The 19,747-nt window shown below is 69.0% G+C and carries 20 protein-coding genes; 10 read left to right on the top strand and 10 right to left on the bottom strand.

Annotated elements, in window-relative coordinates:
- Positions 1 to 7: 7 nt before the first annotated feature.
- The 4 genes from YU1_RS0109570 to YU1_RS0109555 are packed head-to-tail and all read right to left on the bottom strand — an operon-like array spanning position 8 to position 4,803.
- Positions 8 to 1,270, bottom strand: a complete 1,263-nt coding sequence (locus YU1_RS0109570; RefSeq protein ID WP_035714770.1) for a ribulose-bisphosphate carboxylase large subunit family protein — start codon at positions 1,268 to 1,270, stop codon at positions 8 to 10.
- A gap of 22 nt (positions 1,271 to 1,292) precedes the next feature.
- Positions 1,293 to 1,832, bottom strand: coding sequence for a VOC family protein (locus YU1_RS0109565; RefSeq protein WP_029003877.1), 540 nt, complete (start codon positions 1,830 to 1,832; stop codon positions 1,293 to 1,295).
- A gap of 28 nt (positions 1,833 to 1,860) precedes the next feature.
- The gene (locus YU1_RS0109560) at positions 1,861 to 3,741 is read right to left on the bottom strand and encodes a TRAP transporter large permease (RefSeq protein WP_029003876.1); all 1,881 of its coding nucleotides are present in this window, start codon (positions 3,739 to 3,741) and stop codon (positions 1,861 to 1,863) included.
- A gap of 45 nt (positions 3,742 to 3,786) precedes the next feature.
- Complete coding sequence (locus tag YU1_RS0109555) at positions 3,787 to 4,803, bottom strand: TRAP transporter substrate-binding protein (RefSeq protein ID WP_029003875.1); 1,017 nt, start codon at positions 4,801 to 4,803, stop codon at positions 3,787 to 3,789.
- A gap of 103 nt (positions 4,804 to 4,906) precedes the next feature.
- On the opposite strand from YU1_RS0109555, the gene YU1_RS0109550 reads away from it, so the two are divergent.
- A complete protein-coding gene (locus YU1_RS0109550; protein ID WP_051356689.1) occupies positions 4,907 to 5,989 on the top strand; it encodes a LacI family DNA-binding transcriptional regulator in 1,083 nt (360 codons plus the stop codon).
- 131 nt (positions 5,990 to 6,120) lie between these two features.
- Here the strand turns inward: YU1_RS0109550 and YU1_RS0109545 are convergent, their stop codons facing one another.
- Positions 6,121 to 7,200, bottom strand: coding sequence for a LysR family transcriptional regulator (locus tag YU1_RS0109545; RefSeq protein WP_245263279.1), 1,080 nt, complete (start codon positions 7,198 to 7,200; stop codon positions 6,121 to 6,123).
- On the opposite strand from YU1_RS0109545, the gene benA reads away from it, so the two are divergent.
- The 9 genes from benA (at position 7,199) to pcaD (ending at position 15,727) form a co-directional block, all read left to right on the top strand.
- On the top strand, positions 7,199 to 8,533 hold the full coding sequence (benA, locus tag YU1_RS0109540; RefSeq protein WP_029003872.1) for a benzoate 1,2-dioxygenase large subunit: 1,335 nt from the start codon (positions 7,199 to 7,201) through the stop codon (positions 8,531 to 8,533). The two genes, YU1_RS0109545 and benA, sit on opposite strands and share 2 nt — an antisense overlap.
- 14 nt (positions 8,534 to 8,547) lie before the next feature.
- Positions 8,548 to 9,066 (top strand): benzoate 1,2-dioxygenase small subunit, encoded by a 519-nt coding sequence (benB, locus tag YU1_RS0109535; protein WP_029003871.1) that lies wholly within the window; start codon positions 8,548 to 8,550, stop codon positions 9,064 to 9,066.
- Positions 9,067 to 9,101: 35 nt separating this feature from the next.
- Positions 9,102 to 10,133 carry a benzoate 1,2-dioxygenase electron transfer component BenC gene (gene benC / locus YU1_RS0109530; RefSeq protein ID WP_029003870.1) on the top strand — a complete coding sequence of 344 codons (1,032 nt, stop codon included), beginning with the start codon at positions 9,102 to 9,104 and terminating at the stop codon, positions 10,131 to 10,133.
- A gap of 4 nt (positions 10,134 to 10,137) precedes the next feature.
- The gene (gene benD, locus YU1_RS0109525) at positions 10,138 to 10,908 is read left to right on the top strand and encodes a benzoate diol dehydrogenase BenD (protein ID WP_029003869.1); all 771 of its coding nucleotides are present in this window, start codon (positions 10,138 to 10,140) and stop codon (positions 10,906 to 10,908) included.
- Between the two features lie 66 nt (positions 10,909 to 10,974).
- Positions 10,975 to 11,901 carry a catechol 1,2-dioxygenase gene (catA, locus tag YU1_RS0109520; RefSeq protein ID WP_029003868.1) on the top strand — a complete coding sequence of 309 codons (927 nt, stop codon included), beginning with the start codon at positions 10,975 to 10,977 and terminating at the stop codon, positions 11,899 to 11,901.
- 97 nt (positions 11,902 to 11,998) lie between these two features.
- Positions 11,999 to 13,177 (top strand): muconate/chloromuconate family cycloisomerase, encoded by a 1,179-nt coding sequence (locus tag YU1_RS0109515; protein WP_245263278.1) that lies wholly within the window; start codon positions 11,999 to 12,001, stop codon positions 13,175 to 13,177.
- An 11-nt stretch (positions 13,178 to 13,188) separates the two neighbouring features.
- On the top strand, positions 13,189 to 13,467 hold the full coding sequence (gene catC / locus YU1_RS0109510; protein ID WP_029003866.1) for a muconolactone Delta-isomerase: 279 nt from the start codon (positions 13,189 to 13,191) through the stop codon (positions 13,465 to 13,467).
- Between the two features lie 98 nt (positions 13,468 to 13,565).
- Positions 13,566 to 14,900 carry an MFS transporter gene (locus YU1_RS0109505; protein ID WP_029003865.1) on the top strand — a complete coding sequence of 445 codons (1,335 nt, stop codon included), beginning with the start codon at positions 13,566 to 13,568 and terminating at the stop codon, positions 14,898 to 14,900.
- Between the two features lie 5 nt (positions 14,901 to 14,905).
- On the top strand, positions 14,906 to 15,727 hold the full coding sequence (pcaD, locus tag YU1_RS28780) for a 3-oxoadipate enol-lactonase (protein WP_051356687.1): 822 nt from the start codon (positions 14,906 to 14,908) through the stop codon (positions 15,725 to 15,727).
- Between the two features lie 91 nt (positions 15,728 to 15,818).
- Here pcaD and YU1_RS0109495 read toward each other — a convergent pair whose 3' ends face one another.
- From YU1_RS0109495 to YU1_RS0109475, 5 genes are all read right to left on the bottom strand, one after another.
- Positions 15,819 to 17,324: an ATP-binding protein gene (locus YU1_RS0109495; RefSeq protein ID WP_029003864.1), complete on the bottom strand. Its 1,506-nt coding sequence runs from the start codon at positions 17,322 to 17,324 to the stop codon at positions 15,819 to 15,821.
- The gene (locus YU1_RS0109490; RefSeq protein ID WP_029003863.1) at positions 17,321 to 18,040 is read right to left on the bottom strand and encodes a response regulator; all 720 of its coding nucleotides are present in this window, start codon (positions 18,038 to 18,040) and stop codon (positions 17,321 to 17,323) included. Before YU1_RS0109490 ends, YU1_RS0109495 begins: the two co-directional genes overlap by 4 nt.
- 129 nt (positions 18,041 to 18,169) lie before the next feature.
- Positions 18,170 to 18,964, bottom strand: coding sequence for a sulfur oxidation c-type cytochrome SoxA (gene soxA / locus YU1_RS0109485; RefSeq protein ID WP_156922020.1), 795 nt, complete (start codon positions 18,962 to 18,964; stop codon positions 18,170 to 18,172).
- Entirely contained in the window at positions 18,964 to 19,284 is a 321-nt protein-coding gene (gene soxZ, locus YU1_RS0109480; protein ID WP_029003861.1) for a thiosulfate oxidation carrier complex protein SoxZ, read from the bottom strand. Before soxZ ends, soxA begins: the two co-directional genes overlap by 1 nt.
- Positions 19,284 to 19,745, bottom strand: coding sequence for a SoxY-related AACIE arm protein (locus YU1_RS0109475; RefSeq protein WP_035714711.1), 462 nt, complete (start codon positions 19,743 to 19,745; stop codon positions 19,284 to 19,286). Before YU1_RS0109475 ends, soxZ begins: the two co-directional genes overlap by 1 nt.
- Positions 19,746 to 19,747 lie beyond the last annotated feature (2 nt).

Below are 19,747 nucleotides of genomic sequence, written 5' to 3'. Positions count from 1 at the left end.
CCCGCCGTCACGCTTTGCCGAAGAAGGCCATGGCGGCGCGCAGCGCGCCCTGCTGGGCGGCGGCGCTTTCCAGGCTCTCACCCGCCATGGTCGCCTCCCACGCCTCGCGGATGCTGGCGACGCCCGCCGCCGGCCCCTGCGGATGGGCCATGATGCCGCCCCCCGCCATGAACAGCAGGTCGGCGTTTCCGGTGGCGGCGTAGGTGGCCGGCACGGTGCCCGCCCACTGGCCGGAGGAGAAGGCCGGCATCACCCGGTCGTCGGTGGTGCTGGACAAAGGCATGGCGCAGTCGCGCGCGCTTTCCACCACCTCGCGGTCCTCCTGGGCGAACTTGCCCCTGAGGCCGTGCACATGCATGTGGTCCACGCCGGCGAGGCGCCAGAGCACCTGATAGGCCTGGAACGAGATGCCCAGCAGCGGATCGCGGGAGAGCGCGCCATAGCCGTTGCGGTGGCCGTGCAGCACCAGATCGGTGGAACGGCGCAAGGTCTGGACGGCGGAGAAGCCGCACCAGTTGAGGCTCACCATCACGCAGCTGCCGCCTTCCTTCGCCACGAGGTCCGCATGGCGGCGCATGGCGTCGGTCTCGTCCGTGATGTTGAAGGCCACCATCACCTGCTTGCCGGTGCGGTCCGCATGCGCCCGCACCCGGCGCATCACCGCCGGCACGCGCGCGGCGAGCGGAGCATGGGCGGGGTCGGCGCAGATCTCGTCATCCTTGATGAAATCGAGCCCGGCCTCGCAGAGCTGCCCCGCCAGCTCGCCCGTCTCCTCCGCCGACAAGCCGACATTGGGCTTGATGATGGAGCCCACCAACGGCCCGGCGGAGACGCCGGTGAGGGCGCGGGTGCCCGACAGGCCCTGGCGCGGCAGATCGAAGGCAAGGCGGTAGGCGTCGGGCAGCGCGATGCTCTCCAGGCGCAGGCCGGTGACCTCGCCGAGGTCGTAGAGATTGCCGGCGACGGTGGCGGCCAGCGTCGGCAGGTTGGCGCCCACGTTGGCGGCGGGGAAGGCGAGGCGTACCCGCGCCTGCCGGTAGGGGCCGGTCACCCCGCGCCGGTCGAGATAGGCATTGGGCAGGCTGGGCGCGCCGCGCGTGCCGAGCTCGACCACCGAGAGCACCTCGGCGCGCGAGCGGGCGCGCAGTTCGTCGGTCTCGCCATGCACGCGGGTGAAGGTGCCGCTCGACTGCTCCCCCGCCATCACCTCCGCCACCTTGGCGGGATCGAACGGGGTCTCGATCAGATAGCTCGCTTCGAAGCGTGACATGGGGACCTCGGACATCATCGCCTCAGAGCGTCGAGAGATCGGGGAAGGCCCGCACGGGATCGGTGCCGTCCCAGCCCTGCGCCGCCTCGCGGATCATCTTGAACAGCTTGCCCTTCGGCCCCGCCACCTCGGACAGCTCGATGACCGTGCCGGGATGGTATTCGGTGTCGAAATAGACGAAGCGGCCCTTCTCGCCCACTTCCCCGCCCATCACCGGCTTGAAGCCGTCCTTGAGAAGGCGCTCAAGATCGGCGTCGTAGTTCTCGGTCCAGTAGGCGACGTGCTGGAGGCCGGTGTTCCCGGCCTCAAGGAAGTCGCGATACATGGAGGGCGCGTCGTTGCGGCACTGGATCAGCTCCATCTGCAACGGCCCGGAATTGGCCAGAGCGACGGAATTGTGCACCTCGTAGGCTTCGCCGCGATAGGTGTAGTTCACGATCGGCACGCGCGGATTGTAGAACCACGGGCCGATGCCGAGCACCCGGCTCCAATAGTCCATCGCCGCCTCGATGTCCTTGACCACATATCCGGCCTGCCGGATGTCGCCGAAAAACCGGCTCATGACGTAAACCTCTTTGTTGAGCGGAAGATCACAGGAAGCCGATGGAGAGCCACGGGATGGCGGCCACGATGACCAGGCCGATGAGGAGCGCGGCCACATAGCCCCAGATGTGCTTGAGGCCCTCATCCGGATTGATCTTGGAGATGGCGCAGGCGCCGTAATAGCCGACCCCGAACGGCGGGGCGAACAGGCCGATGCCCATGGCGAAGATCACCACCATGGCATAGTGCACCTCGTGCACGCCCGCCGCCTTGGCGATGGGGAACAGCAGCGGCCCGAACAGGACGATGGCCGGAATGCCCTCCAGCACGCTGCCGAGGATTATGAAGGCGAGGATGGAGATGGCGAGGAAGCCGTAGCCGCCGCCGGGGATGGCCGCCATCGCCTGGGCGAGGCTGCGCGAGAAGCCGGACTGGGTGAGCCCCCAGGCCATGGCGGTGGCGCAGCCGACGATGAAGATGATCGCCCCGGTGAGCGCCGCCGTCTCGATCAGCATGGGCCGGATGCGCCGGATGTCGAACTTGCGGTACACCAGCAGGCCCATGAGCACCGCGTAGACGATGCCGATGGTGGAGACCTCGGTGGCCGTGGCGACGCCTTCCACCACCGCCGCGCGGATGACGAAGGGCAGCGCGATGGCCGGGACGGCGACCAGCGCCAGCTTGCCGATCTCGCGCGCCTTGGGCTTGCGGATATGGCTCAGGTCCTCGCCGCGATAGCGCCACCACACCACGGTGCACAGGCACAGGCCGAGCACCAGCGCCGGCACCATGCCGCCGGTGAACAGCGCGGCGATGGACACGCCGGTGACCGAGCCGATGGTGATGAGGACGATGGACGGCGGGATGGTCTCGGTCTGCGCGCCGGTGGTGGCGAGCAGCGCCACCAGGTCGCCCTCCTTCGCCCCACGCGCCTTCATCTCCGGGAACAGGATGGGCGCGATAGCCGCCATGTCGGCGATCTTCGAGCCGGAGATGCCGGAGACCAGGTACATGGCGCCGATCAGCACATAGGACAGACCGCCCTTCACATGGCCCAGCAGGCTGGCGAGGAAGGCGATCATGGCTTTGGCCATGCCGGTCATCTCAATCAGCGCGCCGAGAAAGATGAACAGCGGTACCGCCAGCAGGATGAGGTGGCTCATGCCCTCGTCCAGCCGCCCCACCATCACCAGCATGGGGGTGCGGGTGGTGAGCGCCAGATAGCCGAAGGTGGCGAGCGCGAAGGCGAAGGCGATGGGCACGCCGGTGAACACGCAGAGCCCCACCACGCCGACGAAGAAGATGACGAGGTTGAGCTGGCCGAGCGGCTTCAGCACCGGGCCCAGCAGATAGAAGGCCAGCATCAGCCCGGCGGTGAGGCCGAGCGCCACCAGCAGCGCCTTGAGCGAGGTGGCGCGCGCCAGCCGCGCGAGAGCCGCCAGCACCATCAGCGCCAGCCCCACCGGTATGGCCGAGGCGCGCCACACGTTGCTGATCTCCAGCGCCGGGGTGACGATGAAGCGTTCCTCGGCGGCATAATCCACCGCCGGGTGCAGGATGAGGCCGAGGAAGGCCAGCGGCACGACCACCGCCAGCGCTTCCAGCACCGCCCGGGTCTGCGGCCCGGCAAAGCCCAGGCAGCCGGTCATGCGCATGTGCTCGCCGCGCCGGAGCGCCACCACCGCGCCCAGCATGGAGAGCCAGAGGAACAGGATGGACGCCAGTTCGTCCGACCACACCAGCGGCGCGTGGAAGGCGTAGCGGGCGAGGACGCCCGCGAACAGCACCACCACCTCCACCAGCACGATCAGCGCGGCGAGATTCTCGATGAGGCCGAAGACGGCCGCCTCCAGCCGCGCCAGTCCGGACGCAGCCGGGCGGCCGGCGGCCGGGCTATCGGCCGCCGCCTGGAACAAGGAGCCGGACATGGGGCCTCCGTTACAACATTCGGCAGGAACTGGGCGGGTGTGCGCTCAGGCGAGCTTGCCGACCGCGCCCTCCAGCAGGCCCCACACCTCGTCGCCGAACCGGCCCTTCCACTCCACGTAGAAGCCGGCGTCCTTCAGCTTGGCGCGGAAGCTGTCCGGCGTGGTGGTGTTGAAGACGAGGCCGTTCTTCTCCAGGTCCGCCTGCACGCCTTGGTTCAGCGCCTTGATGTCGGCGCGCTGGGCGAGGCCCGCGTCATTGATGGCGGTGGCGACGATCTTCTGCAGGTTCTCCGGCAGGGTCTTCCACTCGCGGGCGTGGGCGATGAACCAGTAGCCGTCCCAGATGTGGTTGGTCAGCGAGGCGTATTTCTGCACCTCGTAGAGCTTGGCCACCTGGATGATGGGCAGCGGGTTTTCCTGCGCATCCACGATCTTGGTCTGGAGCGCGGAATAGACTTCCGAGAATTGCAGGCTGGCGGGGGCCGAGCCCAGCGCCTTGAACATGGAGACGGAGAGCGGGCTCACCGGCACGCGGATCTTCAGCCCGTCCATGTCCTTGGCGCTGGTGATCGGCGCCTTGGACGAGGTCATCTGGCGGAAGCCGTTGTCCCACATCTTCTCGAAGGCATAGAGGCCGACCTTGGAGATGGCGCCGCGCACATGGGCGCCGAGCGCCCCGTCCATGGCCTTCCACACCTGGTCATAGTCGGCGAAGGCGAAGCCCACCGCATTGATGGCGGCGGAGGGCACCAGGGTCGCGATGACCAGCGCCGAGGGGGTGAAGAAAGTGACGCCGCCGGAGCGCACCTGCGCCAGCATGTCGGTGTCGCCGCCGAGCTGGTTGTTGGGGAAGATCTGGATGGTGACCTGGCCCTTGGTCTCCACCTCCACCCGCTTGGCAAATTCCTGCGCGCGGATGTTGAGGGGATGCGTCATGGGCAGGTTGTTGGCGTACTTCAGCTCGTATTCGGCGGCGCGGGCGATGCCCGGCATGCCGATGAGGCCGGCCGCCGAGGCGGCACCGGCGGCGGCAACGAACTGGCGGCGCGACAGAGACGGCATGAGATCCTCCCGATTTGATGTTTTTTGATGTTTTTATTGCGGTGTTCTGAGATGATATGGTTTATGAAATCGACGCGTCAATTTCAAAGAATGATGTAATCTGATGTCTTCCGATGCCGTGACATCACCCGGCGCGACCGAAACGCCGGACAGCGCGGAGCCGGCGCGCCCGGCGCACGCCCGGCTGCCCGACGTGGCGCGGCGCGCGGGCGTGTCCACCGCGACGGTGGACCGGGTGCTCAACAAGCGGCCCGGCGTGCGCGCGATCACCGTGCAGCGGGTGCTGAAGGCGGCGGCGGAGCTGAACTATATCCTGGAGAGCGAAATCGCCCCGCCGGTGGCACCCCTGCGCCTCGTCTTCCTGCTGCCGGCGGGCACCAACCGCTTCCTCGGCCTGCTCGGCCGCCTCATCGCCGCGAGCGCGGCGGACCTTGCCGAACGGCAGATCCACGCCCGCGTGGAATATATCAAGAGCTTCAATCCCGAACTGCTGGCCCGCGCCCTGCTCCAGCACGGCCGGCACGCCGACGGCATCGCCTTCATGGCCCTGGAGCACCCCGCCGTGCGCGAGGCGGTGAACGCCCTGGCCGAGAAGGGCGTGCCCACGGTCACGCTGATCTCCGATCTCGGCGGCGCCCGGCGGGTGGCCTGCGTCGGGCTCGACAACCGCTCGGCCGGACGCACGGCGGGCTATCTGATCGCCCGCTTCATCGGCGCGCGCAAGGCCAAGGTGGCGATGATCGCCGGCTCACTCTCCTACCGCGCCCATGAGGAGCGGGAGATGGGCTTCCTGCACCTGTTCGAGGAGATGTTCCCGCAGATCGAGGTGGTGGGCCTGCGCGAGGGGCAGGACGACGAGGCGCGCAACTATCGCCAGACCCGGCAGTTCCTCGCCCAGCACCCGGATCTGGCCGGGCTCTACAATATCGGCGGCGGGGCCGCGGGCGTGGGCAAGGCGCTGCGCGAGATGCGCCGCTCCGACGTGGTGTTCGTCGGCCACGGCCTCACCCCGGACACCCGCGCCTTGCTGCTGGACGGCACCATGGACGCGGTCATCACCCAGAATCCGGAGAGCGCCATCGCCAGCTGCGTCGGCATCTTCTCCAACCTGCGGGCCGGCCGCGAGGCGCTGGCCAGCATCACCCCGCCGCGCATCGACATCGTGCTGCGCGAGAACCTGCCCTGAGGCCCGGCAGGCGGACAGCCGCTCCGTGATCAGCGCCCTATCCCCACCCTCCGGCGCCAGCGCTCGGCGTCGAGTGTCCGGCAACAATGGCATCCGCCGGTATCGATATGGAACGGCCCGGACGGCCCATCCTATTGGCCGAACGTTATTCCGGCGTCCCGGTACATGGCCTTGATGATCTTCAGCAGCACGGCCGCCTCGGGCGACGGCGCATCCCGCCGCGTGCTCATGATCACCGGGGACAACGCGTCCGGCTCGTCGAGCGGCATGTAGCGCACATTGTCGCGCTTCAACCGCTCGACGCAGGCCGGCACGATCGCCACGCCGCTTTCCGCGGCCACCAGCCCGAGAGCGGTCTGCAATTCCCGGACCTCATGCACGACACCCAGCCGGATGTCCCGGTCACGGAACAGCTTCAGCACCTGATCGGCATAGCTGGGCCGCGGTGATTGCGGATAGACGACGAGCGGAAAGCGCGCCAGCTCGTCGAGCGTCACCAGCCTGGCCTGCCGGACAAGGGGGAAGCTCGCCGGCAATGCGGCGATCATCTTCTCGTTCCGCAGCAGGCGTCGTTCGAGAACGGGATCCTCCAGCGTAATCCGCCCGAAGCCGATGTCGATCCGCCCCTCCTTCAGCGCGACGAGCTGTTCGAGCGTGGTCATCTCGACAAGCGCGAGCTCGACATCCGGTCGGGCAGCGCGGTAGCGGCGGATCACCTCGGGAAGATAGCCATAGAGGGTGGACGCCACGAAACCGATGCCGAGGCGCGTCTGCCCCGCCTCGCGCAGGCGGCGGGTCATCAGCAGCATCTGCTCGACCCGGTCCAGCACCTGCACGGCCTGCTCATAGAACAGCCGCCCTGCCTCGGTGAGCCGCACCGGGCGGCTGCCGCGCTCGACGAGAATCACCCCCGTCTCCTGCTCCAGTTGCTGGATCTGCCGGCTCAGGGGCGGCTGCGCGATATTCAGCGTCTCCGCCGCACGGGTGAAGTTCCGCTCCCGCGCAACGGCCACGAAATACTTCAGTTGCCGCAGCTCCACTCCATACCCTTTCGGTATCGAACGCATCCAATCGGTATTGGAAGCCTGCTTTCGAGCGAAGTAAAGCTCGTCATCACGAAGAACGAAGCGGCCTTGGGGTTCATTCAGGGTATCGCGACGCACAACGAGCCGCCGCAGTGCGGCAAGGAAACGCCAAGAGGAGACGGCCATGCTCGACGAGATCGGGGTGAAGATCGATTCCGCCCTGGAGGATGATGCGGCGCGCGGGGTCTATCGCGTGGCGCGCGACATCTTCACCGACCCGCAGATCTTCGAGCTGGAGATGGCCCACATCTTCGAGGGCAACTGGATCTATCTCGCCCACGAGAGCCAGGTTGGCGGGTCGAACGACTATTTCACCACCACCATCGGCCGCCAGCCCATCGTCATCACCCGCGACCGCAAGGGCGAGCTGCGGGCCTTCATCAATGCGTGCAGCCACCGCGGCGCCATGCTCTGCCGCTTCAAGCGCGGCACCAAGGCCACCTTCACTTGCCCGTTCCACGGCTGGACCTTCTCCAACGCCGGCAAGCTGCTGAAGGTGAAGGACCCGGACTGCGCCGGCTACCCCGAGAGCTTCGATTGCGAGGGCTCGCACGACCTCACCCCCGTCGCCCGCTTCGAAAGCTATCGCGGCTTCATGTTCGGCAGCCTCAATGCCGACGTGGCCCCGCTGGCCGATTATCTCGGCGAGGCGGCCAAGATCATCGACCTGATGGTGGACCAGTCACCCGACGGCCTGGAAGTGCTGCGCGGCGCCTCCACCTACGTCTATGACGGCAACTGGAAGCTCCAGACGGAGAATGGCGCGGACGGCTATCACGTCACCGCCACCCACTGGAACTATGCCGCTACCACCAGCCGCCGCAAGGAAGCGGAGAAGGGCGACAGCGTGCGCGCCATGTCCGCCGGCGGCTGGGCCAAGCAGGGCGGCGGATTCTACTCCTTCGAGAACGGCCATCTGCTGCTCTGGACCAACTGGGCCAACCCCGAGGACCGGCCGAACTGGGAGCGCCGCGAGGAACTGGCGGAAGCCTTCGGTCCCGCCCGCGCCGAATGGATGGTGCGCCGCTCGCGCAACCTCTGCCTCTATCCCAACGTCTATCTGATGGACCAGTTCTCCAGCCAGATCCGGCATTACCGTCCCATCGCCGTCGATAAGACCGAGGTGACGATCTATTGCATCGCCCCCAAGGGCGAGGCGCCGGAGGCCCGCGCCCATCGCATCCGCCAGTATGAGGACTTCTTCAACGCCTCCGGCATGGCGACGCCGGACGACCTGGAGGAATTCCGCGCCTGCCAGATGTCCTACAAGGCGGCCGCCGCGCGCTGGAACGACATGTGCCGCGGCGCCACCCACTGGATCGAGGGCGCCGACGAGGCCGCCGAGGCCATCGGTCTTGAGCCGCAGATGAGCGGCGTGCGCACCGAGGACGAGGGCCTGTTCGTGGTGCAGCACCGGCACTGGCAGACCATCATGCGCAAGGCGCTGGGCGAACTCTGAGGGAGGATAGACCCATGACCATCGCCGCCCTCTCCCACCCCGCAGGCCTCACCCTGGAGGCAGTGCGCGACTTCCTTCACCGCGAGGCCCGCGCGCTGGACGACCGCGATTTCGAGACCTGGCTCGCCTTCTACTCCAGGGAGGCCGAATTCTGGATGCCGGCCTGGGATGACGACGACACGCTCACCGAGGATCCGCAGTCGGAAATCTCGCTGATCTGGTACGGCAATCGCGACGGGCTGGAGGACCGGGTGTTCCGCATCCGCACCGAGCGCTCCAGCGCTACCAGCCTGCCGGAGCCGCGCACCTCGCACAACATCTCCAATGTGGAGATCGTCAGCCGCTTCGGCCCGGTCACCGAGGTGCGGTTCAATTGGGTCACGCTGTCCTATCGCTACAAGACGGTGGACACCTATTTCGGCACGTCCTTCTACACCATCGACACCGCGAGTGGTGAGCCGCAGATCACCCGCAAGAAAGTGGTGCTCAAGAACGACTACATCCACCACGTGGTGGACATCTACCACGTCTGAACCCGCCCCAGCGCTCCAGTCCCGGGAGGGTCCCAATGGCCCATGCAATCGCATTGAATTTCGAGGACGGCGTCACCCGCCTCATCGAGGCACGCCCCGGTGAGACGGTGGCCGAGGCCGCCTACCGGCTCGGCATCAACATCCCGCTCGACTGCCGCGACGGCGCCTGCGGCACCTGCAAGTGCCGCATCGCCTCCGGCAGCTTCGAGAGCGGCGATTATCTTGAGGATGCGCTGGGTCCCGAGGAGGCGGCCGAAGGCTATGCCCTGGCGTGCCAGGCCCGGCCGACCGGCGACCTCGTGGTGGAGGTGGCCGCGTCCTCCGCCGCCTGCAAGACCCGGCCGCAGAGCGTGACGGCGACACTGGCCAAGGTGGCACGCCTGTCGCCCTCCACCCTCGCCTTCGAGCTGGACGTCGCCGGCGCCTTCGGCTTCCTGCCCGGCCAGTATGTGAACCTCACCGTGCCGGGCACGCGGGAGACGCGCTCCTATTCCTTCGCCAGCGCGCCGGGCACAGATCGCCTCGCCTTCCTGATCCGCGACATACCGGGTGGCCTGATGAGCGGGACGCTGCGCGGGGCGGCGGCTGGACTGGCGCTGGAGTTCACCGGCCCGTCCGGCAGCTTCTATCTGCGCGACGTGAAGCGCCCCCTGCTGTTCCTCGCCGGTGGCACCGGCCTTGCGCCCTTCCTCTCCATGCTACGGCATCTGAAGGCGAAGGGCACGGGCGGCCACCCTGTCCATCTGGTCTATGGCGTCACCCGCGACGCGGACCTGGTGGAGGTGGACACGCTGGAAGCGCTGGCGCGGGACATCCCCGGCTTCACCTTCGCCACGGTAGTGGCGGACGCGCAGAGCCCCCATCCGCGCACGGGCTACGTGACCGACCATCTGCCCGCCGCAGCGCTCCACGGCGGGGACGTGGATATCTATCTCTGCGGCCCGCCGCCCATGGTGGATGCGGTGCGCGGCTGGCTCCACGCGCAGGGCGTCACGCCCGCCGGCTTCCACACGGAAAAGTTCGCGGTGAGCGGCACCGCTGCCGTTCCCCTCAAGCGCGCCGGGTGAGGCCATGACCTTTCCCGGACGCTTCAAGGACAAGGTGGGCGTCATCACCGGCGCCGCCCAGGGCATCGGCCGCGCCGTGGCGCTGCGCTTCCTCGCCGAGGGTGGACGCGCCGTCCTGGTGGATCGCTCGGACCTGGTGCGCCAGGTGGCCGCCGAGGCGCAGGGCGAGGCCCGCGCGGTGGTGGCGGACCTGGAGACCTGGGAGGGCGCCAGCGCCGCCGTGGCGGCCGCCAGCGAATATTTCGGGCGGCTGGACGTGCTGGTGAACAATGTGGGCGGTGCCATCTGGATGCAGCCGTTCGAGGCCTTCTCGCCGGAGCAGATCACGGCGGAGATCCGCCGCTCGCTGTTCCCCACCCTGTGGTGCTGCCGGGCGGCGCTGCCGGTGATGGAGAAGGGGGCGGTGATCGTGAACGTCTCGTCCATCGCCACGCGCGGCATCAACCGCATTCCCTATTCCGCCGCCAAGGGCGGGGTGAACGCGCTCACCGCCAGCCTCGCGCTGGAAGCGGCCGGGCGCGGCATCCGCGTGGTCGCCGCCGCCCCCGGCGGCACGGACGCCCCCACCCGCCGCGTGCCGCGCAAGCCGGAGGCGCCGAGCGAAGCCGAGCGCGGGCACATCTCCGCCGTGGTCGAGCAGACGCTCGGATCGAGCCCGATGCACCGCTACGGCACGCTGGAGGAGATGGCCGCGCCGATCCTGTTCCTGGCCTCCGACGAGGCCTCTTACATCACCGGCTCCGTGCTGCCCGTGGGCGGCGGAGACCTCGGCTGAGCGGCGCCGCCAAGCGCCGGACATTCATCCAAGACGCCCGGAACGGGCCACAAGGAGGAGACGCAGATGACGAACCTGGTCGATACAGCCGAAGTCCAGCAGTTGCTCGACAAGGTGGCCGGCGGCGGCCAGTCCGGCGGCGACCCGCGCGTGAAGGCGGTGGTCCGCCGCGTGGCGCAGGACATGATGCGCATCATCGAGGATTTCGACGTGCAGCCGGACGAATTCTGGTCCGCCGTCGCCTACATTACCCGCCTCGGGCAGGCCAATGAAGCCGGACTGCTGGTGCCGGGCCTCGGCATCGAGACCTTCCTCGACCTGCGCCTCGACGCGGCCGAACGGCAGGCCGGGATCGAGGGCGGCACGCCGCGCACCATCGAGGGGCCGCTCTATATCGCCGGCGCGCCGCTCAGCAAGGGCGAGGCGCGGCTCGACGACGGCTCCGAGCAGGGCGAGGTGCTCGTCATGCACGGTCAGGTGCGGGACATGGACGGCCGGCCCGTGGCCGGCGCGGTCGTGGACGTCTGGCACGCCAACACCAAGGGCGGCTATTCCTTCTTCGACCCCAGCCAGCCGAAATACAATCTGCGCCGGCGCATCGAGGCCGACGCCGAGGGCCGCTACCGTTTCCGCTCCATCCTGCCCGCCGGCTATGCCTGCCCGCCGGAAGGCGCCACCCAGGCGCTGCTGAACCAGCTCGGCCGCCACGGCAACCGCCCCGCCCATATCCATTTCTTCGTCTCGGCCAACGGCTATCGCCACCTCACCACCCAGATCAACATCGAGGGCGACGCCTATCTGCATGACGACTTCGCCTTCGCCACCCGCGACGATCTGATCCCGCCCGTCACCCGCGTGGAGGATGCCGGCCGCATCCATGCGCAGGGGCTCAACGCCCCCTTCGCCGAGATCGCCTTTGACTTCGTGCTGCATGCGGAGACGCAGGCGGCCCCCACCACCATCGTCCAGCGGCCGCACGCGCAGGCTGCCTGACGCCTCCCCGCCCGCCGCGCCCGGATGACCTCCGGCGCGGCGGCTCCCCACCCCGCCTGATGCAGCCCGCGGCCCCTGCCGCGGGAAGGAAGAGCTCATGCCCGCAGGACCCGCCGTCATGGAAATCCGCCCCATCCCCGTCCCGCCCGACCTGCGGCGCGACCTGACCATCGAGGCGGTCTCCACCACCATCGTCGACGTGCCGACCGTGCGCCGACACAAGCTCTCCCAACTCTCCGTCACCGCGCAGAGCTACGTCATCGTCGAGATCCGCCTGCGCAACGGCGCCACCGGCGTCGGCGAGGCGGCGACGCTGGGCGGCCCGCGCTGGAGCGAGGAGAGCGTGGAAGGCATCAAGGCCACCATCGATGCCCATCTGAGCCCCGCCATCCTCGGCCAGTCGGCCGAGCGCTTCATCGCGATCGGCACGCTTCTCGACGCCGCCGCCAAGCGCAACAGCGCCGCCAAGGGCGCCATCGAGACGGCGCTGATCGATGCGGTGGGCCGCACCCTCGGCCTGCCCGCGCACCAATTGCTCGGCGGGCGGGTACGCGAGCGCTTTCCGGTATTCTGGACCCTAGCCTCCGGCGACCCCGGCCAGGAGATTGAGGAGGCGGAGGCCAAGCTTTCCGCGCGCCTCCACGACCGCTTCAAGATCAAGGTGGGCGCCCAGCCCGTCGAGGCCGACCTCGCCCGCCTCACGCGGCTGTCGGCCGCGCTGGCGGGGCGGGCGCAGCTCATCGTCGATGCCAACCAGGCCTGGGACGAGCCCACCGCCGTGCGCGCCCTGCCCGCGCTCGCGGATCTCGGCATCGCCTTAGCGGAGCAGCCCCTGCCCGCTTGGAACATGGCCGGCATGGCGCGGCTGAAGGCGCGCTCGCCCATTCCGCTGATGGCGGACGAATGCGTCTTCTCCGCCCACGACATGTTCCAGGCCGGCGCGCTCGCCTGCGCCGATGTGGTGTCGCTCAAGATCGTCAAGCACGGCGGCCTGTTCGGTCTCCACAAGGTGGCGGCGGTGGCGGAGGCGGCGGGGTTCTCGCTCTATGGCGGCTGCCTGCTGGAAAGCTCCATCGGAGCGGCCGCGCACCTCCAGGCCTTCGCCGGCCTCAACACCCTGGCCTGGGGCTGCGAGCATTTCGGTCCGCACATCCTCACGCAGGATCTCGTGCTGGAGCCGCTCGTCATCCGCGACTTCCACATCCACCTGCCGAGCGGCCCCGGCATCGGCATCGAGCTGGACCGCGCGCAACTCGCCCGCTTCGCCCGCACCTGAAGGAGACCCTAATGCTTTACCACGTGCGCATGGACGTGTGCCCGCCCCACGACATCGACCCCGCCTGGTTCGACGCCCTGAAGGCGGCCGAGAAAGAGAAGGCGCAGGAGCTCCAGCGCGCAGGCAAGTGGCGCCATCTCTGGCGTATCGCTGGCGAATACGCCAACGTCTCCATCTTCGACGTCGCCGACCATGACGAGCTGCACGCGCTGCTCTCCGGCCTGCCGCTCTTCCCCTTCATGTCCATCGCCGTGACGCCGCTCGCCCGGCACCCCTCGGCCATCGGCTGAGGTCCGGGCCGCCCGGCGGCCCGTTCCGCATGGAACACGCCAGGCGAAGCGGCCGGAAAGAGCCCTCGCCAATCCCTTGCAACAGAGAGGAAACGCCAATGTCCCCCCGGATCGTCGACGTCCAGGCGGTGTTCGACAGCCATCCCCTGTCCGCCCGCCAGAAACTGGTCATCGCCCTGTGCTTTCTCGTCGTCGCCATCGACGGTTTCGACACCGCGGCCATCGGCTTCATCGCTCCCGCCCTGCGCGCGCAATGGGGCGCGACGCCCGCCGATCTCGGGCCGCTGTTCGGCGCCGGGCTGTTCGGCCTCATGGCCGGCGCCTTCGTCTTCGGCCCGCTCGCCGACCGGGTGGGCCGCAAGCCCGTGCTGGTGGCGACCACCATCTTCTTCGGCATCGCCACCTACGCCTCCTCCTTCGCCGGGGATGTGCAGACGCTCACCGCGCTGCGCTTCATCACCGGCATCGGCCTCGGCGGCGCCATGCCGGCGGCCATCACCCTGACCGCCGAGGTCTGCCCGCAGGGGCGACGCTCCTCGCTGGTGACGCTGATGTTCTGCGGCTTCACCATCGGCTCGGCGGCGGCGGGCCTCGCCGCCTCCCATGTGGTGGCGGCCTTCGGCTGGCAGGGCCTGCTGATGCTGGGCGGCGTGCTGCCCCTGGTGCTCACCCCGCTGCTGATCTGGGGCCTGCCGGAATCCGCCCGCTACCTCGCCAGCCGCAAGGGTCATCCCGCGCGCATCGCCGCCGTCCTCAAGCGCCTTGTTCCGGAAGCAGATCTTGACGGCGCCACCTTCATGGTTCCGCTGCGCCCAGCCGGCTCCCCGGTGAGCCGCCTGTTCAAGGACGGGCTCGCCATGGGCACGGTGTTCATCTGGATCACCTTCTTCATGAGCCTGCTGGTATTCTATCTGCTCTCCAGCTGGCTGCCGCTGCTCATCACCTCCGCCGGCTTCTCCATGGCCAACGCGTCGCTCATGGGCGCGACGCTGGCCACCGGCGGCACCATCGGGGCGGTCATAATCGGCCGGCTGATGGACCGCTACGAGCCGCACAAGGTGCTCGCCCTTTCCTATGTGGTCGCCGGCCTGTTCGTGGTGCTGCTGGGCAATGCGGTGTCCGTCCCCTGGCTGCTGGTGCTGGCCATCTTCGGCGCGGGCTTCGGCGTCGCCGGGGCGCAGGTGGGCATCAATGCCCTGGCCGCCGGCTTCTATCCCACCGCCAGCCGCGCCACTGGGGTGAGCTGGGCCAATGCGGTGGGGCGCACCGGCTCCGTGCTGGGCTCGATGATCGGCGGCGTGCTGCTGTCCTTCGGCTGGCCGCTCTCCACCGTCTTCGCCGCCGCGGCGGTGCCCGCCTTCATCGCCGCCCTCGCCATGCTCGCCAAGGCGGCGCGCCCGGTGCGCGCGCCCGCTTCCGCCCCCGCGGAGTGATCCCCATGTTCGTCGACCTGGACGGTTTCACCCTTCATTTGCGCGCCTCGGGCCCACAGGACGCGCCCGTGGTCCTGCTGCTGCATTCGCTCGGCACGGACCATGGCGTGTGGGACCCGCAGGCTGAGGCGCTGGAGCACGACTATCGCGTGCTGCGGCCGGACCTGCGCGGCCACGGCCTCAGCGGCGTGACGCCCGGCCCCTATTCCATCGACGGGCTGGCCGACGACATCGCCGGCCTGTTGGAAAGGCTGGAGGTGACGCAAGCGCACGTCGCCGGCCTGTCCATCGGCGGCATGGTGGCCCAGGCCCTGGCGGCGCGAGCACCCCGGCGGGTCGCCTCACTCGTGCTATGCGACACGGCGCTCGCCATTCCCCCCACCAGCCTGTGGCGGGACCGGGCGGCGCTGGTGCGCCGGGAGGGCATGGCGGCGATCGCCGACGCGGTGCTGGCCCGCTGGGTGACGCCCGCCGCCGTCGACACGCCGGAGACGCGCGGCCTCAAGGCCATGCTGCTGCGCACCGCGCCGGAGGGCTATGCTGGCGCCGCCGAGGCGCTGGCGGTCGCCGATCTCTCGTCCAGCGCCGGCGCCCTCCATGTGCCGACGCTGGTGCTCGTGGGCGAGGAGGATCTCGCCACGCCGCTCGCCTCCGCGCAGGCCCTGGCGGGCGCAATACCGGGCGCGCGGCTCGCTGTCATACCGGCGGCCTCGCATATACCGACCTTTGAGAGAGCCGCGGCGGTGAACCAGCATCTGACGACGTTCCTGGCACCCCAAGCCCATGGCCTGGCGCGTCCTTCCATCACGGCGCGAGGTTCGGGCTGAGTGTTCCTGTCGCTCAAGGCTTGCCGAAAGCTCCTCTTGCCGAGGCACGGCCCTCGCATCGCGCTTCGAGCCGACCTGCCGCGGCGATCCGTCAGCCGGCGCGGGCGGAGGGCGCCGGCGAGGACGGGAGCGGAAAGCCCCGGGCGCCCCCTTCACGGGACGGCGCCACCGGCAGGTTTTGGCCGACATCGCCATTCACCGCCGGCAGCGTGAGGGTCACGCGAAGGCCCGTCGCCCCATTGGCAAGGCCGACGTCGCCGCCGTGGTGGCGCACGATGGTCCGGGCGATGGCGAGCCCGAGGCCAACACCGCCGGTCTCCCGGTTGCGGGAATTCTCCAGCCGGAAGAAGGGCGCGAAGACGTGCTCGTGGTCCGCCTCGGGAATGCCCGGGCCGTCATCCTCCACGATGATCGCCACGCCGTCGGCGCCGTGCTCGATGCGCACGCGGGCGCATTCCCCATAACGCACGGCATTCTCGACGAGGTTGCGGCAGGCGCGCCGCAGGGCCGCCGGCCGGCAGTGATAGCCGAGCTTGGGCGCCTCCTCGAACGTGACCTTGTGGCCCAGTTCGGCCAAGTCCTCGCACAGGCTCTCCACCAGCGCCGTGAGGTCCACCGTGCGGGTCTCCTCCGCCGCGCCTTCCTCCCGCACGAAGGCGAGCGTCGCCTCGCACATGGACTGGATCTCGGTCACCGTGCTGAGGATCTTCTCCCGCACCTCGTCGTCGGCGATGAATTCGGCGCGCAGGCGCAGCGAGGTGAGCGGCGTGCGCAGATCGTGGCCGATCGCCGCCAGCATGCGGGTGCGATCCTCCACGAAGCGCACCAGCCGTTCCTGCATGCGGTTGAACGCCTCCGCCGTCTGCCGGATGTCGTCCGGCCCGGTCTCCGGCAGCCGATCGATCTGCTGGCCGCGCCCAAGCGCCTCCGCGGCCCGCGCGAGGCGGCGCAGCGGGCGGGCGATGCCACGGGCCGCGAACACCGCGAGGACGGACAGGACCAGCGCCGAAATGGCGAACGAGGTGATCGTCTGGGCGTTCCAGAAGCTTTCCTGCGGCTTGGCGAAGGCGATGTTCAGCCAGCTTCCGTTCTCCAGCCGCACGGTGAGGCCCATGCCTGTGGCATTGTCCAGATAGACAAACCGCGCCGCGCGGGCGAGCGGCCAGGCCGCGGGAGGCATGTCGAGCCATTCGGGCGAGCCGACCTCAGCCGCATTGCGCGGCGGCTCAATGCGGGGCTCGAGCGCGGGCGGCATATAGCCGTGCATCGGCAGGCGCGGCAGCGGCTCGGACAAATGCGACCAGGCCTGCAACCGCCAGGTCGCGGCGTCCTGCGGCACCTCGGCGGTGACCCAATAGCGCGTCGTCATGCTGCTGCTGGCGGCCAGGATGTCGGTCTGCAACTCCGGCGGCGTCGCTTCGAGCACCCGCACCAGTGCCGTGCTGCGGCTGAGCATTTCGCCCTTGGCGGACTTGCGCATGGCCTGCCCGTGCTCATCCCAGGAGATGAAGAACACCACCGCCTGCGACAGGATGAGCGAGAACAGGGTGAAGCAGATGAAACGGGCGGCGAGGCTCCGCGTCCACAGGCGCATCATTGGCGTCTCACCTCGGCGACCAGGCTGTAGCCGCCACCCCAATGGGTCTTGATCAGGCACGGCGCCTTCGGATCCGCCTCCACCTTCTTGCGCAGGCGGCTCACCTGATTGTCGATGCTGCGGTCGAACGGATCGGCGTTGCGGCCGGCGGTGAGATCAAGCAGCTGGTCGCGGCTGAGCACGATGCCGGGATGGTCCAGGAAGGCGCACAACAGGCGATATTCCGCCGTGCTCAACGGCACCGCCACCGCGTCCGCGCCCATCAGTTCGCGGCGCCCCACGTCCAGGGTCCAGCGGTCGAAGCGCACCACCTTGGCGGCGAGCTGACCCTTCTGCGGCGGCAGGCTGTTCACCCGGCGCAGCACCGCCTTGATGCGCGCCAGCAGTTCGCGGGGATTGAACGGCTTGCCCACATAATCGTCCGCGCCCACCTCCAGGCCCACGATGCGGTCGGTCTCCTCGGTCATGGCGGTCAGCAGGATGATCGGCAGGTCGGTCGTGCTGCGCAGGTAGCGGCACAAGGAGAGGCCGTCTTCCCCCGGCATCATGATGTCGAGCACCACGAGATCAGGGGCGCTCTTCTCCAGCAGACGGCGCAGCGCCGCCGCATTCTCCGCCAGGCTGATGCGATAGCCGTGCTGGGCCAGATACTTGCCGACAAGATCGCGGATGTCGCGATGATCATCGACGACCGCGATATGGGGTGCCGCTTCCATGGAATGCTCCTGGAACGACCATACTGAAAGGTTCCGCCGGGCCCAGGCCAAAAGTGTATCAGACTGTATCACAGTCCGGCTCTGTGGCACGGGACGGACGATGGCCCTTCGCAGCGGTCTGCTGCCGCATCACGGCCGGACGCCCGGCGTTTCCATTGGCAGGCCCGCCGCCCGCGCGGCGAGATAGAGCTCAAGATCGATATAGTCTGCCGCATCATACGCGAAGGGCTCCGCCCGCACGCCCGCCATGCAGTTGCGCATGCGCCGTTGCAGCGAGCCAAGCGCCTGCCACTCCAGGCGGTAGAGCGGATAGGCATTGGGCTGGGCCTGCGTCACCGGGCTGCCCCCGAGGCGGGCGCTCCAATGGTCGTCGTGACAATTGGCGCAGGACAGGTCCAGTTGCCCCATCCGCTGCTCGAACAAGCGCCGCCCCTCGGCGCGGAACGGGGCGAGGCGCGCGTCGGCGGCCGGCGCCATCGGCAGGCCCCGCGACTGGAAGGCCACGAAGGCCGTCAGCGCCAGCATCTCGGAGCCTTCATGCGCCAGTGGCGCGGCGCGCTGGTGCCGCACGCGGCACAGGTTGATGCGTCCGCTCAGGTCCACCGGCCGCCCGAGGCCGGCGTCGAAATCCGGATAGCGTGGCGCGACCCCCTTCATGCTTTGCGCCGCGTCGCCGTGACATTCTTGGCAGGCCTTGCCCGCCGCGCCGTCCGGCCGGCGCCAGAGCTGGGCGCCGTCCATGACCCACAACATGCCGGGATTGGCGGTGTCATCGGCCTGCATGGCCTGCGTCTGCGGGCTGGCGAACGCAATGCCCGAGCGCCGGTCACCCTGTTCGAGCGCGACCGCCCCCGAGACCGCCAGCAGCGCGGGGATCGACAGCAATGCCGCGATGACGGCTGGCGCGCGCGGGCGAGGCCGCATCAGGTCACCGTGATATCCGTCGTGGCCACATGCACCTCGCCCGTATCCTCGGTCCAGGCAAAGGCCAGGACGCCGCTTTGCGTCGCGACCACGCAGAAGGACAGGAAGGGATTGGCCGAGACCGCCGGATGGAGATCGGCCGAGAACACCACCTCGCCGCCATAGGTGCAGACGAAGCGGTTGATGATGGCGCGGGGAATCATGGTGCCGTTCACGCCCATGCGCTGCCCGGTCTCCATGGGGTGGGCGATCATGGCCCGGATCTCGATGATCTCGCCGGCCCGAGCGGCCTTGGGCGCATGGATCAGGGTGCGTGCCATCACAGCCCCTCGATGCAGGCGGCGAGCGTCACCACCACGCCGCGCGCCACGCCCCAATAGGTGCCATCGCTCATCTCGGCGACGGCGACGACCTGCTGGGAGGTGGCAAGGCGAATGCGGGTGGAGACGCGGGCGCGGCCGGATTTCGGATAGAATTGAAAGATCGCCACGTCCGCCAGCGGGTTCTTCTCGTTGAAAATGCCGATGCGGCGCACGTGGTCCTCCGGGCGCATGGCGCTGTCCACATCCACGGTCAGCGGCACGGCGTTGCCATTCTCCACCAGCGGGGCGATGTCGAGATGCACCCGGCCCTCGCGCAGGTCGGCACCGCCGGTGAACAGGCGCACCGCCGCTTGAAGATCAGGGCGCGCCATCGCGCGCAACGGCAGCGCCAGAACGACAAGGTGGGCCACCGCGCCGGCCAGCACGTCGCGCCGCCTCAGGGCTGGGATCTCGACCATGC

The organism is Azorhizobium doebereinerae UFLA1-100, from assembly GCF_000473085.1.
GTDB lineage: Bacteria > Pseudomonadota > Alphaproteobacteria > Rhizobiales > Xanthobacteraceae > Azorhizobium > Azorhizobium doebereinerae.
This window is presented reverse-complemented; position numbering and strand designations above follow the sequence as displayed.

Bases quoted from the DNA above. Each gene is read 5' to 3' on its own strand.
- YU1_RS0109570 (WP_035714770.1), bottom strand. From the start codon at position 1,270: ATGTCACGCTTCGAAGCGAGCTATCTGATCGAGACCCCGTTCGATCCC.
- YU1_RS0109565 (WP_029003877.1), bottom strand. From the start codon at position 1,832: ATGAGCCGGTTTTTCGGCGACATCCGGCAGGCCGGATATGTGGTCAAG.
- YU1_RS0109560 (WP_029003876.1), bottom strand. From the start codon at position 3,741: ATGTCCGGCTCCTTGTTCCAGGCGGCGGCCGATAGCCCGGCCGCCGGC.
- YU1_RS0109555 (WP_029003875.1), bottom strand. From the start codon at position 4,803: ATGCCGTCTCTGTCGCGCCGCCAGTTCGTTGCCGCCGCCGGTGCCGCC.
- YU1_RS0109550 (WP_051356689.1), top strand. From the start codon at position 4,907: ATGTCTTCCGATGCCGTGACATCACCCGGCGCGACCGAAACGCCGGAC.
- benA (WP_029003872.1), top strand. From the start codon at position 7,199: ATGCTCGACGAGATCGGGGTGAAGATCGATTCCGCCCTGGAGGATGAT.
- YU1_RS0109545 (WP_245263279.1), bottom strand. From the start codon at position 7,200: ATGGCCGTCTCCTCTTGGCGTTTCCTTGCCGCACTGCGGCGGCTCGTT.
- benB (WP_029003871.1), top strand. From the start codon at position 8,548: ATGACCATCGCCGCCCTCTCCCACCCCGCAGGCCTCACCCTGGAGGCA.
- benC (WP_029003870.1), top strand. From the start codon at position 9,102: ATGGCCCATGCAATCGCATTGAATTTCGAGGACGGCGTCACCCGCCTC.
- benD (WP_029003869.1), top strand. From the start codon at position 10,138: ATGACCTTTCCCGGACGCTTCAAGGACAAGGTGGGCGTCATCACCGGC.
- catA (WP_029003868.1), top strand. From the start codon at position 10,975: ATGACGAACCTGGTCGATACAGCCGAAGTCCAGCAGTTGCTCGACAAG.
- YU1_RS0109515 (WP_245263278.1), top strand. From the start codon at position 11,999: ATGCCCGCAGGACCCGCCGTCATGGAAATCCGCCCCATCCCCGTCCCG.
- catC (WP_029003866.1), top strand. From the start codon at position 13,189: ATGCTTTACCACGTGCGCATGGACGTGTGCCCGCCCCACGACATCGAC.
- YU1_RS0109505 (WP_029003865.1), top strand. From the start codon at position 13,566: ATGTCCCCCCGGATCGTCGACGTCCAGGCGGTGTTCGACAGCCATCCC.
- pcaD (WP_051356687.1), top strand. From the start codon at position 14,906: ATGTTCGTCGACCTGGACGGTTTCACCCTTCATTTGCGCGCCTCGGGC.
- YU1_RS0109495 (WP_029003864.1), bottom strand. From the start codon at position 17,324: ATGATGCGCCTGTGGACGCGGAGCCTCGCCGCCCGTTTCATCTGCTTC.
- YU1_RS0109490 (WP_029003863.1), bottom strand. From the start codon at position 18,040: ATGGAAGCGGCACCCCATATCGCGGTCGTCGATGATCATCGCGACATC.
- soxA (WP_156922020.1), bottom strand. From the start codon at position 18,964: ATGCGGCCTCGCCCGCGCGCGCCAGCCGTCATCGCGGCATTGCTGTCG.
- soxZ (WP_029003861.1), bottom strand. From the start codon at position 19,284: ATGGCACGCACCCTGATCCATGCGCCCAAGGCCGCTCGGGCCGGCGAG.
- YU1_RS0109475 (WP_035714711.1), bottom strand. From the start codon at position 19,745: ATGGTCGAGATCCCAGCCCTGAGGCGGCGCGACGTGCTGGCCGGCGCG.